15 protein-coding genes are annotated in these 14,032 nt (G+C 64.1%); 8 read left to right on the top strand and 7 right to left on the bottom strand.

Going from position 1 to position 14,032, the window contains the following annotated elements; genetic code table 11:
- Position 1 precedes the first annotated feature (1 nt).
- Positions 2-1,456, top strand: a complete 1,455-nt coding sequence (locus Ssi02_RS17835) for an ADP-ribosyltransferase domain-containing protein (RefSeq protein WP_239128999.1) — start codon at positions 2-4, stop codon at positions 1,454-1,456.
- Between the two features lie 752 nt (positions 1,457-2,208).
- Here Ssi02_RS17835 and Ssi02_RS17830 read toward each other — a convergent pair.
- The 3 genes from Ssi02_RS17830 to Ssi02_RS17820 form a co-directional block, all read right to left on the bottom strand.
- Positions 2,209-2,814 carry a hypothetical protein gene (locus Ssi02_RS17830; RefSeq protein ID WP_204026851.1) on the bottom strand — a complete coding sequence of 202 codons (606 nt, stop codon included), beginning with the start codon at positions 2,812-2,814 and terminating at the stop codon, positions 2,209-2,211.
- A gap of 262 nt (positions 2,815-3,076) precedes the next feature.
- Positions 3,077-3,373: a DUF6204 family protein gene (locus tag Ssi02_RS17825; protein WP_204026850.1), complete on the bottom strand. Its 297-nt coding sequence runs from the start codon at positions 3,371-3,373 to the stop codon at positions 3,077-3,079.
- Positions 3,361-4,014, bottom strand: a complete 654-nt coding sequence (locus tag Ssi02_RS17820; RefSeq protein ID WP_204026849.1) for a TetR/AcrR family transcriptional regulator — start codon at positions 4,012-4,014, stop codon at positions 3,361-3,363. The genes Ssi02_RS17825 and Ssi02_RS17820 overlap by 13 nt, the downstream gene beginning before the upstream one ends.
- 343 nt (positions 4,015-4,357) lie before the next feature.
- Here Ssi02_RS17820 and Ssi02_RS17815 point away from each other — a divergent pair, with 343 nt between their 5' ends.
- Positions 4,358-4,972, top strand: a complete 615-nt coding sequence (locus Ssi02_RS17815; RefSeq protein ID WP_204026848.1) for a hypothetical protein — start codon at positions 4,358-4,360, stop codon at positions 4,970-4,972.
- Positions 4,973-5,113: 141 nt separating this feature from the next.
- On the opposite strand, the gene Ssi02_RS17810 is transcribed toward Ssi02_RS17815, so the two are convergent.
- On the bottom strand, positions 5,114-5,632 hold the full coding sequence (locus tag Ssi02_RS17810) for a VanZ family protein (protein WP_204026847.1): 519 nt from the start codon (positions 5,630-5,632) through the stop codon (positions 5,114-5,116).
- Positions 5,633-6,529: 897 nt separating this feature from the next.
- Positions 6,530-7,033 carry a DUF6232 family protein gene (locus Ssi02_RS17805; RefSeq protein WP_204026846.1) on the bottom strand — a complete coding sequence of 168 codons (504 nt, stop codon included), beginning with the start codon at positions 7,031-7,033 and terminating at the stop codon, positions 6,530-6,532.
- A 400-nt stretch (positions 7,034-7,433) separates the two neighbouring features.
- Here Ssi02_RS17805 and Ssi02_RS17800 point away from each other — a divergent pair, with 400 nt between their 5' ends.
- The gene (locus Ssi02_RS17800; RefSeq protein WP_204026845.1) at positions 7,434-8,459 is read left to right on the top strand and encodes a hypothetical protein; all 1,026 of its coding nucleotides are present in this window, start codon (positions 7,434-7,436) and stop codon (positions 8,457-8,459) included.
- A 321-nt stretch (positions 8,460-8,780) separates the two neighbouring features.
- Here the strand turns inward: Ssi02_RS17800 and Ssi02_RS17795 are convergent, their stop codons facing one another.
- Positions 8,781-9,101 carry a GYD domain-containing protein gene (locus Ssi02_RS17795; RefSeq protein WP_204026842.1) on the bottom strand — a complete coding sequence of 107 codons (321 nt, stop codon included), beginning with the start codon at positions 9,099-9,101 and terminating at the stop codon, positions 8,781-8,783.
- Positions 9,102-9,440: 339 nt separating this feature from the next.
- Here Ssi02_RS17795 and Ssi02_RS17790 point away from each other — a divergent pair, with 339 nt between their 5' ends.
- Positions 9,441-10,487 carry a hypothetical protein gene (locus Ssi02_RS17790; protein ID WP_204026840.1) on the top strand — a complete coding sequence of 349 codons (1,047 nt, stop codon included), beginning with the start codon at positions 9,441-9,443 and terminating at the stop codon, positions 10,485-10,487.
- 6 nt (positions 10,488-10,493) lie between these two features.
- Here the strand turns inward: Ssi02_RS17790 and Ssi02_RS17785 are convergent, their stop codons facing one another.
- Complete coding sequence (locus Ssi02_RS17785; RefSeq protein ID WP_204026838.1) at positions 10,494-11,225, bottom strand: AfsR/SARP family transcriptional regulator; 732 nt, start codon at positions 11,223-11,225, stop codon at positions 10,494-10,496.
- A gap of 427 nt (positions 11,226-11,652) precedes the next feature.
- Between Ssi02_RS17785 and Ssi02_RS17780 the strand changes: the two genes are divergently transcribed.
- The 4 genes from Ssi02_RS17780 (at position 11,653) to Ssi02_RS17765 (ending at position 13,934) form a co-directional block, all read left to right on the top strand.
- Entirely contained in the window at positions 11,653-12,429 is a 777-nt protein-coding gene (locus Ssi02_RS17780; protein WP_204026836.1) for a hypothetical protein, read from the top strand.
- Positions 12,430-12,437: 8 nt separating this feature from the next.
- Positions 12,438-13,103, top strand: a complete 666-nt coding sequence (locus tag Ssi02_RS17775; RefSeq protein ID WP_204026835.1) for a hypothetical protein — start codon at positions 12,438-12,440, stop codon at positions 13,101-13,103.
- 105 nt (positions 13,104-13,208) lie between these two features.
- Entirely contained in the window at positions 13,209-13,595 is a 387-nt protein-coding gene (locus Ssi02_RS17770) for a hypothetical protein (RefSeq protein ID WP_204026833.1), read from the top strand.
- 138 nt (positions 13,596-13,733) lie between these two features.
- Complete coding sequence (locus tag Ssi02_RS17765) at positions 13,734-13,934, top strand: antitoxin (protein ID WP_204026831.1); 201 nt, start codon at positions 13,734-13,736, stop codon at positions 13,932-13,934.
- The last annotated feature ends 98 nt before the right edge of the window (positions 13,935-14,032 follow it).

Genomic DNA, 14,032 nt, shown 5'->3' with positions numbered 1-14,032 from the left:
CGTGCCCGTCCGCGAACTCACCTTCCAGGCGCTCAAGCCGAACCCGCCGCACAAATGGAAGGTCGTCGTCTTCGGCCAGAACCCTTACCCGCGGGCCGAGAGCGCCACCGGCATCGCCATGTTCGACAACACCTTCCACGACTGGAAGGACAGTCAGTTCGGCAGGGTCGTCTCCATCCGCTGCATCATCAAGGCCGCGGCGATGTGGAAACACGGCATCCCCAAGAAGACGCCGATCGCCGACATCCGCGCACTTCTGAAAGAGCACGACACCGTGCAGCCGCCGGAGTGGTTCCAGGCGATGCTTACGCAGGGGGTGTTGCTCCTGAACGCGGCCCTCACCGCGAGCGGCGACGGGGCGATGACCACCGACCAGCACACCACGTTCTGGCGTCCGGTCGTCGAAAAAATCGTCGAGGAAATCCTGAAGGCCAAGCAGGAGGCCGAAGATGAGGAAGACCGGGGCGTCGTCTTCGCGTGGTGGGGAGCTCACGCACGCAACCTGAAAGCAGTTGTGCTCCGGCTGCAGCAGAAATATCCCGGGGTGGAGGTCCGCCATATCGACCACCCCAACCCCGCGGCCCAGGGCGACATCTTCTGCGACGGAAACCATTTCGCCGCGGTGAACGCCGCACTCAACGCGCTGGGAGCCGACGACATCGACTGGCTGCCCGGCAAGGGGTGGAACAAGGAGGCGGCGGAAGCCGGCGGGACGGACGCGGACACGGTCGACCGCATGGGGGCGTTCATCGCCTCCACCATGGAGCTGCACAAGCTCTACCTCGAACGCCTCGCCAGCGTTAAGGACGAGGGGCTGATCCTCCCGGCCATCACCGGCGTGTTCGACACCCCGCTCATGGACTTCCGGGAGGCCATCGCCCCGGTGGCGAAGTTCTTGTCGGGTCTCGACTGGCATGTGGACCAGTCGCACGACTTCGGCGTCATACAGTCGAAGAAAAAGACCGACAAGCTGTCCGCCGACGAGGTCGCGGCCCTCTACCTGTACACCTGTGAGTCAGCTTTCTACCGAGAGATCAACGCCAACCTCCGCAACCCCGACCGAACCAGGATCCTTCCGTACCTCCCGTATTTGCGCCTCTTGTTCTCGGCGGTGTCGCGTCTGCCTGTCCGCCAGGAACCGCTATGGCGCGGTGTGTCCCTGGACCTTCGCTCGCAATACCCACTCGGGCGGACCGTGACATGGTGGGGAGTGTCCTCGTGCACGTCGAAGCTCAGCGTGGCCAAGGCATTCCTCGGCAGCCGCGGCAAGCGCACTCTTTTCGAGGTGATCCCGATGCGAGCTGTGGGCATCCGGCGTTTCTCCGCCTTCACCGGCGAGGAGGAATTCATTCTCGCTCCCGGCACACAACTCAAGGTGACCGACGTGAAAAACGAACGCGGTGGCCTGTGCACCGTCCAGCTCACCGAACTGGAGGAGCAGGGCCTGGTGGCCTGAGCATCCGTTTCGGTACGGCGAAAGCCACGGTTGTCAGCCGGCGGCCGAAGCAGCAGGCAGCGCGGCCTCCTCGACGGGATGCAGGCCCCGATCAAAAGCTGTCTGCGTAGGCCGCCACCGTGGCTAGCGATCAAGGAACGGCAAGGCCAAGGTGGGAGCCGCGCTTTCCGCTCAGACGGATGACTGTGCGGGGGCGCGGCCCACATCGAGGTGACTGCCACGTTCATTCGATTCACTCAAACGGCGGAGAACCGCCCCGGAGCAACTCGCGCCTGTCTTCAGAAGACCTCTCGGTGATGCGGGCGGTGGGGTGCCAGGCGCATGCGCCTCGGCCAGGAGACACCGTTCTCCAGGACTGCTGGCGGGAACGACATGGTGTGTTCACTCGGTCGACATGCTGCGGCAGAGATCGCCCCGGCGGACGCCAAAGCCACTCACATGGAGTCGATTCATGTCTGGTGTGCGGTTCCTTCGGTGGTGCCCGACCGGGTGGTTCTACCGGTCGGAGCAAGGCCGGCGATAGTTGCGGCGAGGATGGGCAGCCCGATGGCAAGAGCTGCGATTATCAACCATGGGGTGTCGAAGGCTGCCCGCGGGTGTGGATCCCAGGAAACCGAGGCCGTCATCGGCCATGCCAATAACAACCCGACTGTGCATCCGGCGGCTGTGCCCATCGCCGTGCCGCACGCCGCGCCAAGACCCACACGATATGCGGAGAACAACCGGAGGGGCATGGCTGAGTTGCCGGCCCGCTATAGAACACGTCTCGATCGGGAAGCGGCGGCCGTCCTGCCCGGCGCAAACAATGCCACCAAGAGGGCGATGGCGACCGCGACGGCGACGTAGATCAGCCAATCGGTCGGGGCCTGGAATTGGTATTCCGCCCTGCTCTGCGCAATTGTGGCCGACGTGGTGATGAGTAACGTGATCGCCAGGGCTGTGGAAATCATCGTAGCCGCGACCATAGGAGCCGTCCGGCGACGATTACCGGCAATGTCAAGCGCTGCCAGGCGAATCGGCGGCGACAGCCGTACAGCGAATCTTCCAAGCTCTCCCAACAGCCATGGGGTGAACGGCCCCAAGCCGAGAAGTAATAAACCACCTCCTATCATGGCCCCCAGCATGTACAAAGCCTTTCCGAAACCGTAATAGTGCACATCCTCGTGCGTGAACCATGCGATGAGCACCATCAGCACGATGGCGAACAGCGACAGAACCGATGCCCTGACCAGGTAGGGCCGCTCCACGCGAGCATGGCGACTGTCCGGGACCGATCGCCTCGTAAGTCCTATAGAGCCGAGCGCAAGTCCGAGAGGAATGCCCAGGATCACGATCAGTGCCAAGATGATCTCTGTCACGGGAGAATGGTACGTACTCCCGAACGGCACCGTGTGGAAAAGAGGCTCGAATCGAGAAACGATGCCGGGAAGCGACGGCGAGTGGGAGGCATGGAACTTCGCCTCCTGGTTCCCAGGCGCGATTCGCTACCGATCCTGGTCCGCAAAAGCGGGCGTTCAACCCCGGTTTGGAGGAGGAGAGCACCCGCCCAGGGCGAACTGTTTGTTGTATGGCGCACGCCCACGTGGCGGTCCCTTGTCACTGCCTGACGATCGGCCGCTCTCAGGCGGTCCGCGACTTTCGGCGGATCTTGATGTCACGCATGTCCGTTACTGCGATCTTCAGGATCTCGTGCGGGCACCCATACGTGTCCAGCGCTGCCATGGCTCCCAGGGCCGCCTCATCCTCGCCGTCACCCTCTCCCGCAGACACCTGGCAGCGGAAGGTGAATGCGGACACGCTCTGGTCGTGGGTGAACGTGCCGGCTTCGGTGTAGGCCGTGCCGCCTGCGGCCAGCACAGCGGCTCGGTCGTCCTCGCCGAGCGCCTGGAACTTGCCCCTGATGGTCACCCTGAACATGAGTTTCCCTCCCGTGTGGCATAGGTGAGGACGCGCTCGCTGAGGAGTCCCTCGACGGTGTCCAGGAGGTTCACCAGGGCAGTGGAAATGGCATCGGAAGACTCACCCAAAGCCGCCCGCTGCCCGACTTCGGTGTAAACGAGCGCGTGCAGACTCCCGATCTGCCAGGCCACCACGCGCGGCAGCAGATCATCCTGCTTCGCCCCGGTCTCCTCGGCCAGCGCCAGGGTGAGAGCCTCCGTCATGTCCCGCCCGAGATCTTCCAGGCGGGCGGCCAGCGTGGGGGCCGCCCTCATCATCTCCAGCACCCGTCCAAATCCCGGGCTCAACCCGACCTTGCGGTCGCGCCGCCGTACGGCACTGCGAAGCTCGGCCAACACCGCACCCGCTGCCGACTGCCCGACCGGCCGCTGCCGGACGATGTCGGCCAGTCGCTGCACGGACGCCTCTTCCGGTGGGAGGACGAGATCCTCCTTGCAGGCGAAGTAGTTGTAAACGGTGTTGACCGACACTTCGGCCGCCTCGGCAACCTCGGCGATGGTGACCTTGTCGAAGCCGCGCGCCACGAAAAGACCGACGGCCACCTCGGAGATGCGCTCACGCGTCTGCCGCTTCTTCCGCTCTCGCAGCCCCTCAGACATGCTTGGAGTGTACTGAAAATTTGGAGTCGACTCCAAATTAGTCCCATCGCCCTCTGGAGCGTCGACGCAGTCGTGCCGGTAGGAGTTCGCTCGGAGAGTCCGGCCGCTGGAAGCGGAGTCGCAGGTGGGCGGTATCGCTGGCGGTGTCGACTTCGAGCCGTTCGCGACCTGATGACAGACGACATGTTCCTCGAATTTACGTCGTGTTATCTATTCCGCGTCGCTCTCTTCCCAGGCATATTGCGGGTCCAACGGCGGTGAGTTTCCCATCGATTCCCACTTAACGCCTGTCGTGTGAAGAATGCGACGGGCGTGGGACAAGTGCGTATGCGAAGATATTTCTATGAAGGCGAAACCGCTTTTAACGGTGACGGTCCTCGGTATGGCCATACTGGTCACAGTGGCTGCGATCGCGACGGTGGCAATTGTGTTCGGCGCTTCTCCGCAGCCCGCGAGTGGCCCGCCAACTGCCGCCCTGACACCCGTGGTCGCCACGGGTTCGGCGCCGTCTCCGCAAGACGTGGGACAGACCGACAGCCAGCCCGGGGACGCTGCCGGAAAGGATTTACAAGAGGAAGAGGAAGATCTCGGTCCGCGGCACCCCGCTGGGATGGCCTTGCCCCTTGAGATCGGACAGGCGACACGCGACGCACTCGCGGCTGCAGCGAGGGCCTCCGGCCCCTCCGGCCGGGCAACCGACGTTGCCACTGGGGGCACTATCTACTACGGCATTATCTATGGCAAGACGAAAGCCGCTGATGTTTATCACACTATCGCGTCGCTGAAGGACGGTATTTACCACTGGACTCGGCAGGGTGATGGGAAATGGAAGTATGCAGGCGTCTACGATGCGCGTGTATGTGACCCTCCCGTGCCCGCGCGCTTGTACAGAGCCTGGGGCCTCACCTTGAACACCGACTCACCGGAAGCGCCTGCCAACACCGCCTGTCCTCGATGACAACGACCTCCTGTGTTCACCCTGGTCTGGCCATACGGCGTGACCCCGGGTCTTATCCGTGTTGAAACGCGTGCTCGCCGGCCTGGACGTGGGCAACCTATACGTCGAAGCCGCGGCGGAGCTGGGCGACCCGGCACTCGACTAGCGGCGGGCCCACCATCTCCGAGTGACAAGCCCCGCCAGCACGGCACCGGTTGTATTCAAGATGACATCGTCCACAGAACTTACCCGCTCGATCCGTAAGACGTATTGCAGGATTTCGACCGAGAGCGAGGCGGTGGCCGCGACAGCGGCGACCGCTGTGATTGAGGCGAAGCGTGCCGAACGGACCGGGAGCATCGCACCGAGTGCCGAAAAGACCAGGAGATTACCTACGATCTGTACGAACACCGCTTCCGGTGGCATCCGCGCGATCTGCTCCCCCAGGTCGACCAGAGGGATAAGTTGCACACTCTGCCCGCTCCCGGGCGTGAGGATCATCCAGAGCCACGGAGCGGTGCCGACCACGACGGCGACATCCGCGACTGCCGTGCGGCGGGGAGCGGGGTGCTCTCGGCGAACGCGGTGACGCGTGAGGACAAGCGCGACGAGCGCCGCTAGAGGGAGGGCCAGGGCAGCCGCGAGGACGACCAGCCCCCACGTGTCCCATACCTGGTGCATCGGATCATGATGGCAGGCACTTCGCACGATGTGCGGTCCCCGCCTGCCCCTGCAGGCTTCCGGGCTTCCGGGGCAAAGGGCTGGAGAACCTTGTCGAGTCTCGAAGTCGGCACGACGAGTGGCCTCCGGCCACTGAACCAGGCACGCTGATCAAAGCATGGCCGGGAGTTGTTGTGCACCGTGCGTGCTTCGCCTTGCCTGATCACCCCTCCGCCGCTGGACCGTCCGAAGTGGAAGCGGCGCCGGTCCGATTCGGCTCGCTGGAGACGGTGGCCACGTCTGGGATGATCAGGCTTCCTGGTCACCCGCCCCTTTTGATGCTGCTACGCGGCATGGCATTCATGCCGAAGCAGGAGTGCTCCGCTGGAGGCGGTTAAGGCTCGTCTACCACCTGGCTGCTCGCAGGTGCCGGCGCCAGGCGATATGCAATCGCCGCCACAATCAACAACAGCACGGCGGCGACGGCGAAAAGCCACCAGCTCCACGAAGCTGTGAGCAGGTTGATGAGGGCACTTACCAAGGTCGACAAGACCGCGCCAAGGGCCGCCAGCGGGGCGGGCCGAAACCAGCCCCTAGTGTGAGCGACCCGTTGTGGGATCGGGGACTGCGGCGGAGACGGAGGAAAAGGGGGATGACCGTGATCCGTCTTTCCCCCGACAACAATGTCTCCGGTGCCGCTGTGCTGAGCCTTGCCGATGCTTCCCGCCCCATACTGCTGGATGACGTCACCTCGGCCGGTGCCAGAGAGCCTCTCCGCGGGACTGGATCGCTGCATAGGGCGCGCAGACGGCTGTGGATGTCTGCTGGACTTTCCCCCGGCGACGATGTCTCCGGTGCCGCTGTGCTCTGCCTTGCCGATGCTTCCCGGTCCATGTTGAACTATGTGATCACTTTTGGTCACGGGACAACCACGTTGCCGGAACCGTTGTGCTGTGCCTTGCCGATGCCTTTTCCATATAACTGGATGAGGTCGCCTTGCACGGAGTTGATGTTGTAGATCTTGTTCACGGTGCCGGGTCGGCTGATCGCCGCAGTGATCTCCTGTACCAGATCGCCGATCTCGTTCTGGTTCGAGCCCCAGACGGCATCAAACTGCGTCCCGGCCGTATTGATGACCAATCCATACACCGGGGGTGTGCGAAGCACGGCGGTGAGCCGCCAAACCGAAATGGCCATCATGACGGCCAGGAACAGAAATTTGATCGCCTCGCCAGGGAAAAATATGCCGAGGAGCACAATGAAAACGGCTTGCGCGATGAATTTTTGCCTGGCTCTTTTTTTGTTCACCTCCAGGCTGCGCTGGCCCACGTGAGAGATGTTACCCAGTGGGTAGGCCTCTCCGCCTACCCAGAGGATGTTCTCGGCGATGCGTACCTGAACTGATGAGTAACTGAGCCGCATTCGGCTCCTTTCTCTTCTTGGAGTGACGCCGAGTCTAGGCAGGCCGGGACCTCCAGTTGGGTGAGAAAGGTAACCATTTGGCAACCGTAGGTGCCCGTCCCTCGTGCATGAGTTCACGTGTTACCTGTTCCCTGCCGGTTCGCCCTCGGCTACGGGCGCGCGGCTTTGCCGTACAGGTGCCGGTTCAACTGACAGGAGTTTTCGCCACTGCGACGACAGCGACCTAAATGGTGCCCGGATCGCCGTCGCACCGCTTGCTTGCCGACCGCCGTGAGGCCACCGGGAATGCGCGCCTGGTGATCCAAGTTGCCGACCTAGGGGGCCGGCGGCTTCGATGAACACCGTGTTTCGCTCATTTTCCACGTTCGCATGCCGACATAGGCCGGTCCCTCGAGTGCTCGTGATCGCCTTGATGACCGTATTCCTCGGGCCGCTCGCGTTGACGGGCTGCACAGGCTCGGGTGAACCGCCGCCGCTGCCGCCCGCCGGCGTTTACGAGCATGGCGCGGCGGGTGAGAACTCCCGGGCCGAGCCGGCCCCGGTCGGCGGTACGGCAGGGGCTCTCACTCGGCCGTTGGGGGAGGCCGGTTGGTTCTGTGCGCAGGTGCGGGCCAATGCGGACGGTCGGGCCATGTGGTGCCGGATCGGTCACCGTGACGAGACGGACACGCTCCATCCGCAGGTGGCCCACTTCCTGCTTGACCGCGAAGACCGGCTCGCCTGGGCGTGGTTCCCGGCCACCCAGGTGAACCATGAGCGCGATCAGGGCGATCGGGTTGCCGCGGCCGCGGCGCCTACACTGACCGCGATCTGGCCCGGCGCCGGTGATCGCATAAGGCGGGAGATGGACGATTTCAATCGCGATTTCGAGGCCCGTCCGAGATGGCGGGACGTCGATATCCCCTGGATTGGGTGGAGGGACGCGCACGCGGACTACAGCTACGACCGGCACAGCGGACTGGTCGTCTCCGCCCGGGACACCTCGGTGCGGCGGTGGCCGTTCGGTTCCGAGCACTACGCGACCACGATGAGTTCCGCTGTTGATGATCTTCTGGCCGGTGGTTATGACTGTTTCTATCCGCCCCAGCAGAGCTGCACTCGTTCCCAGTCGAACGGCTACTTCCGTGTCAGCCTCCGTGGTGATCAAATCGTCTCGGCCCAGTTCGGCATCGGCAGCCTGATCGAATCGGGGCGGCAACGACACCTGCTCAGCGAGGAATTCCCGCACGGCCTCACTTTTCTCACCGAGGCGGTCCGCCGTCCGGTCACGGACCGCATCGAACAGTCCCGGCGATCCGGCACCGGTTTCGCGGGCATCGTGGCCGGGACAATTGTGATCATCGATGCGCGCCGGGGCCGTGTCGAGGGAGATGACCTGGTGGCATACCTCGACATCCAGATCGGCGTACCGCTGGCCGCGACCTGATCGCGGCAGGTTGTGGAAGGTCCACGGCCGAACACCTTCACGCCCGGCATCCACTCTGATCAGAGCGTTCACATCGCGTTCCAGAAGCCATTCGAGCATCGTGACCGCGTCCATCCGGGCAGACTAAGGCCTCCCGCAACGCGCTGAACAAGGCGTTCACAGAGCCGATCGAAGCCAGGCCAAGGCCCGGGCGGAGGGGACTCAGTCAGGCTGATCTCGCTGGCAAGGGCCCGTCCTGTCGGTTGTCCGCCTCCCGACGCCGGGAGAGATTGACCGGCGCCATGCCCAAGAGCCGGTCCAGGCGTTCGCGATCACCGGCTGTCACGCGCCAGGAGCTCTGTACGCCACTTCCACTCGCGTGGCTTCGTCGATCTCCTCTGGCGTCAGCAGGACAGCCGTTTTCGTTCGTACCCCTCCAGACGCCGATATCGTAAGACCCAGAGCGGCCGAAGCCGCATTGCCCGGCAGATCGACGATTACATACGTGTCCGTCTCGCCGAACGCGAAATACATCTGCTCTACCCGGCCGCCGACGCTTTCCGCCATGCGCTCCACCGCCTGCCGGCGGCCGGTGCCGCCATCTTGCAGCACTCCTTTGAGGCCATCTGCGGTGTAGGTCGCCTGAATCAGGTATTTGGGCATGGTCGAGTCCCTCTTTTCGTGCCGCCACCCCACTCTGGAGCGGCGATTGCAGTCACGATCGAGGTTCTCGGCGTAGGGCGACGGTAATCCCAACCGTTGTACTGGTTTTCCCCTGTCGCACTCTGACGCTGCGAAGTCCGCACCGCTTTACATGCCATCCAAGCTCTGCTCCGGGGGTTAACCCCCGGCCCGGCCGGTGGGGTTAACCCCCGGCCGTGTTCGGGGGCATATCAGATGGTCATGGGGCGCACATTCGCCGAGGCTGGTGGACACATCACCTTTGTTCAAGCGGGCTAGTTCAAGTAGCTACGATCCCCTGATCCTCGTCTGGAGCGCCCGTTGGCGACCTTTGCAACATGTCTCAGCGCGGTGCGCGCATGGCACCGCCCGCTAGTGGCGAACGCCACGCTCATGTTCACCCTGACTTTGCTCTCTGCCGTCGCTCTGTTCGTCGACGATCGCCTGCTCATGGGCGAATCGGTCTGGGTGAAGCCGATGAAGTTCGGCTTCGCCATGGGGGTATACGGCCTGACGCTGGCGTGGCTGCTCAGCAAGCTGAGCAAGGGCAGACGTTTCGGCTGGTGGCTCGGCACCGTTTTCGCTGTCGCCGGTCTGCTGGACGTCGGCGCCGTCACTTATGCTGCCGCGCACGGGACCTTCAGCCATTTCAACACCAACGCCGAGCCCGTCGCTCAGACCGTGCGGACGGTGTTCTCCATAGGCGTCGCGCCGCTCCTGCTCATCACTTTGATTATCGCGGTCCTGGTCCTGATCCAACGCACCGGCGACCGCGCCATGACCCGCGCCCTGCGCGCCGGACTCGGGCTCGCCGTCGCCAGCATGGGCGTGGCCCTCTGGCTCAGCAACTCCGCAGGCGCGACGCCCCGCACGGTGACCGACGCCAATGGCAACCAGGTGTCCATGAAAGGCGGCCACGGCATCGGCGACCCCGACGGCAACGGAATGTTCCTCACCAACTGGAGTACGACCGGCGGTGACCTTCGTGTACCGCACTTCGTCGGCTTGCACGCCATCCAGGTGCTGCTGCTCATCGCCGCGATCCTGGGTGTACTCGCGACCCGTCATGGCTGGCTCCGCGACGAACGGGTCCGGGCCCGGCTGGTCGGTGTCGCAGGCCTCGGCTACACCGGTGTGTTCGCAGCGCTTACCTGGCAGGCGAAGCGAGGCATCCCGGTGACCCATCTCGATTGGCAGACGCTGATCGCCTTCGCGGGCGTAGCGGTGTTCACACTCGGGGCGGGCGCCGCAGTAGTCGTCGCCGCGCGTCGGCGGTCTGTGTCGCCCACCGACACGGTGCCCGCCCGGGTTTGCTCTGCCGTACCCGCGCATGACCCGCGTGCGACGCCAGAAGGGCTCGGCTCCTGACAAACCTCAACCCGCTTTCACCCGGCCGGTGCCGAAGGGGTACAGCTGCTGGATCGCCGCGACGATGTCCTGTGCCGGAGGTACTCCGAGCTCCCGGAACAGAATTCGGCTGAATTTCTCATACTGGCGTAGCGCGCTGCTGGGGTCGCCGCGGCGGGCGTGGATCTCCAGGAGGGTGCGGTTCGCGCTCTCCGACCAGGGCTCGGTCTGCACCGCGGCCAGGCCGTACGGCAGAGCCTCGGCCGGTCGGCCAAGGGAGAGCAGCCGGGCGGCGGCGGTCTGCAGGGCTTGGGCGGTGAGCATGCGCAGTCGCTCACGGCTGTCGATGACCCAGTCGTCGGACCAGCCGGCCAGCAGCGGGCGGTCGACGTCGGCGGGTGGGCCGGTCAGCTCCCCGTCGGAGGAGTCCACGCCGTAAATGGTGTCGTTTATCCAGCGTGTCAGCATCTCGACGTCCACCCCCGTGCCTTCGGAAAGGCTGAGTACATCGCCGCCTGACTCTACGATGTCACGAGTTTTCCGGGACAGTCTGGACAGGGTGGTGCGGAGGTTGGATAGTGCCTGTTGCTCGGTTCGGTCCGGCCAGAGCAGCCCAGCCGCCTGTGAGCGGGACATCGCCCCCATGATCGCCAGTGCCGCGACCAGCCTGGCCACCCCATAGGGCAATTGCAGTGCAGAGCCTCCGCAAAGTAGTCGAAACGGCCCCATGAGTCGAAGTTCGTGGACTGTCTCAGGCACCTTCGCCTCCTTCCCACGGCCCCATCCCGCTTGAGCGTATCCAGGCGCATGTGGAACGGCGGGCAGCAAGTCACAGCCGCGTTTACGTGCCGCGCCCGAAACGACATGAGGGTTCGCGCGTGGCAGTTCAGTACGGCAGTGCCCGCGGTAGGTGACGTGCCGGTGCCCTGTCTGAGGTGGTCCTGTTGCGCTGACTGGGGGCGATTGCCCAGTATCCGGGCGGCAAGATGCCATCTGTCGTGTGGTGAAGACGGCACCGTTGTGCGGCGGTTCCACGTTGGTGCTGATGCGTCACACATGGGCGACGCGACTGTCACGCCCGCATCCATCCGCGTATCGCAGAGGACAGGCTTTGTCGGCGCCATGGAAACGGGCCGCCGTGTCGACTGGTGGTCATCAGCCCGCTGCTCCATCCGCAGGAGGAACGATGAGCGACCAGTCCACTACCACCGCCGACGCAGCCGCGTTCGCCGAGGCAATAAAGCTCCCGCCGCTGCCGCCGAAGCTGCAGGCCGCAGCGGCGACCACCGAGGCGCCGGCGCAGACCAGTGGCGAGAGCGCTTCGGTCGTCGGCAACTCGATGGTGGCGTTCACCGCCCAGGTCTCACCTCAGCACAAGGACGACCTGCTGAACTCGTTCGGCCTGGCGCAGCTCTCAGCCGTCGCGCAGGGGGGCAACGCGGAGGCCGACCCCGTCGACTACTACCGCAAGGTCGTCACGGTGCTGACCAACATCGGCTACACAGGTCAGTCGATCAACTTCGCGAAATACACCACGAAAACCGCCACCGTAAAGATTGACCAGGTCGTGCTCGAAATCATGGCGGCGTTGGTCACCGCGCCAGAACTGGAGATCGTCAAGTCGGCTTTGACGGCACTGAAGGCCTCGGCCGACGCCAACGGAGCACCATGGCAGCTCTATAACAGCCAGTCCACTTCCGATAACAACGGGAGCTTCTCGATCGGTCTGGCCAACGAGACCAACAACAACGTCGCCGTCAAGGTGTCCGCCTTCCACTTCGTCGGCAACGAGACCGCGACCAAGTTCCTCTGGATGTCCTACTCGTCGACGTCGGTGGACATCCAGCAGGGGCAGAGCACACTGGTCCTCAACGACTCGGTCTACAGCGGGGTCCGGAACACCGTGTTGCAGAAGATGAGCAGCCATGCAAGCAGCTACATCGACAACCTTCCCTCGCTATAGGCAAGCCGATGGACACCATGACCGCGCTGCTCGTGGATGGCGCCTTCCTGCTGGTCGACGGCGCGCTGACGCCGCAGCAGAACCAGGACGTCGTCAACTCGGTGCTGCTGGCCAGGCTCGTCGCGGCGCAAGCCGCGGCGGGCGACGCCGGCAGCTACGTCAACGCGTTTCTCAAGGTACTCGGCAACGTCGGCTGGACCGGCACGGACATCACCAAACGCAGCATGCAGCTGGACATCGCCAAGGGCCCCAAGGGCGCCAAAGGCGTGGGGCCCGCCCCCCTGACGATCATCACGCAGGGGATGACCGAGCACATGTCCAGCGATCTCGTCAATCGGCTGGTAGCCGAGGTCTCCAACCTGGAACAGGCGAGTTCGGCGGTCCGCCAGGCATGGGCGACCAAGGCGACCCAGCCTCAGGCCCAGGCCTGCCTGCTGATCGTCGCCGCGCTGGTCAACGGCGCCCCCATGCTTGTGTACGACTACAACGAACTCACGCCGGCGAATCAGACCACGGGATATCCGTGGTCTCCGGTGACGGAGCCCAGCACGCTGACCCAGTTCAGCGGCACCGCCGTGATGAACCGGACGGTGTTCACAGCCGACTTCAGCACCACCCTGGCGAGCAAGGTGGCGTCGGCGCGCTCGGGCGCAGTCATCCCACTGCGCCCGTGACCCATAAACCGCCCACCGGAACGGTGCACATCACTCCGTTTCGCATAGAAGGCGGCTCGCCGCGGTCCGGCACAACGCAGAAAGTGGCACAGAAGGGAGAAAGCAATGCAGCTTACCCAGCAGTCAACACCCGCACCCGCCCAGAATCTACCTGCAGGGGATAACACCATGGTAACCGGCCCTATGGGCGACTGTGTCTCCGTGGTCGTGCTCTGGAATCCGGACGGCAACGGCCAATATCAAAACGTCCGCGGCTATCACGGGTCCGGCGGGTTCCAGGCCATCAACCTGAATTCGCTGTTCAATGCGGTGCCGAACGTCGCAGCTACGCGTGTCATCGGTTTCTTCACCACTCAGTCGTCGTCATCAAACGATCGCCAGCGATTCCAGGACTACTGCGCGGCGAACATCGCCAACGCCGTGCGCACCATCGCACAGGGAGGCGGCAACTATCGCGTGGACAGAAACGGCGTGTGGGCCATCCAGCAGTGATCTCGGGGGCTCCCCGAATATTCTCTGACCGGCTCTGCTTTCCTGCAGGCCATGGCAGAGACGGAGGCGGCTCTTTCCGGCTACGCCACCCCGGACAGATCACGACATCGACCGCGTCTAGCAACGAGGAGGCATTTCATGGGGGTCACCGACTGGCTGAGGAAGGCCGCGAACGTGGCCAAGGGGCACGCCGTCGAGACGGACGAAGTCCTGAAGGACGCCGAGGAGTTCGCCGAAGACCGCACGGCACACAAGTACGACCAGCAGCTCGAAGAGGGGGTGGAGGCGCTCGAACGCACCTTCAACGACGGCAAAGAAGGGAAACCCGAGCAGACGTAGAGCCAGAGGCCCTCGTGCCCACCGGCAGCGATCGGAGCGGGCAAGGCCGGCCTAGACCCCGGTAGGACATCGCTCGGATCCATACAAGGAAGGAGTCT

The organism is Sinosporangium siamense, from assembly GCF_016863435.1.
Taxonomy (GTDB): Bacteria; Actinomycetota; Actinomycetes; order Streptosporangiales; family Streptosporangiaceae; genus Sinosporangium; species Sinosporangium siamense.
This window is presented reverse-complemented; position numbering and strand designations above follow the sequence as displayed.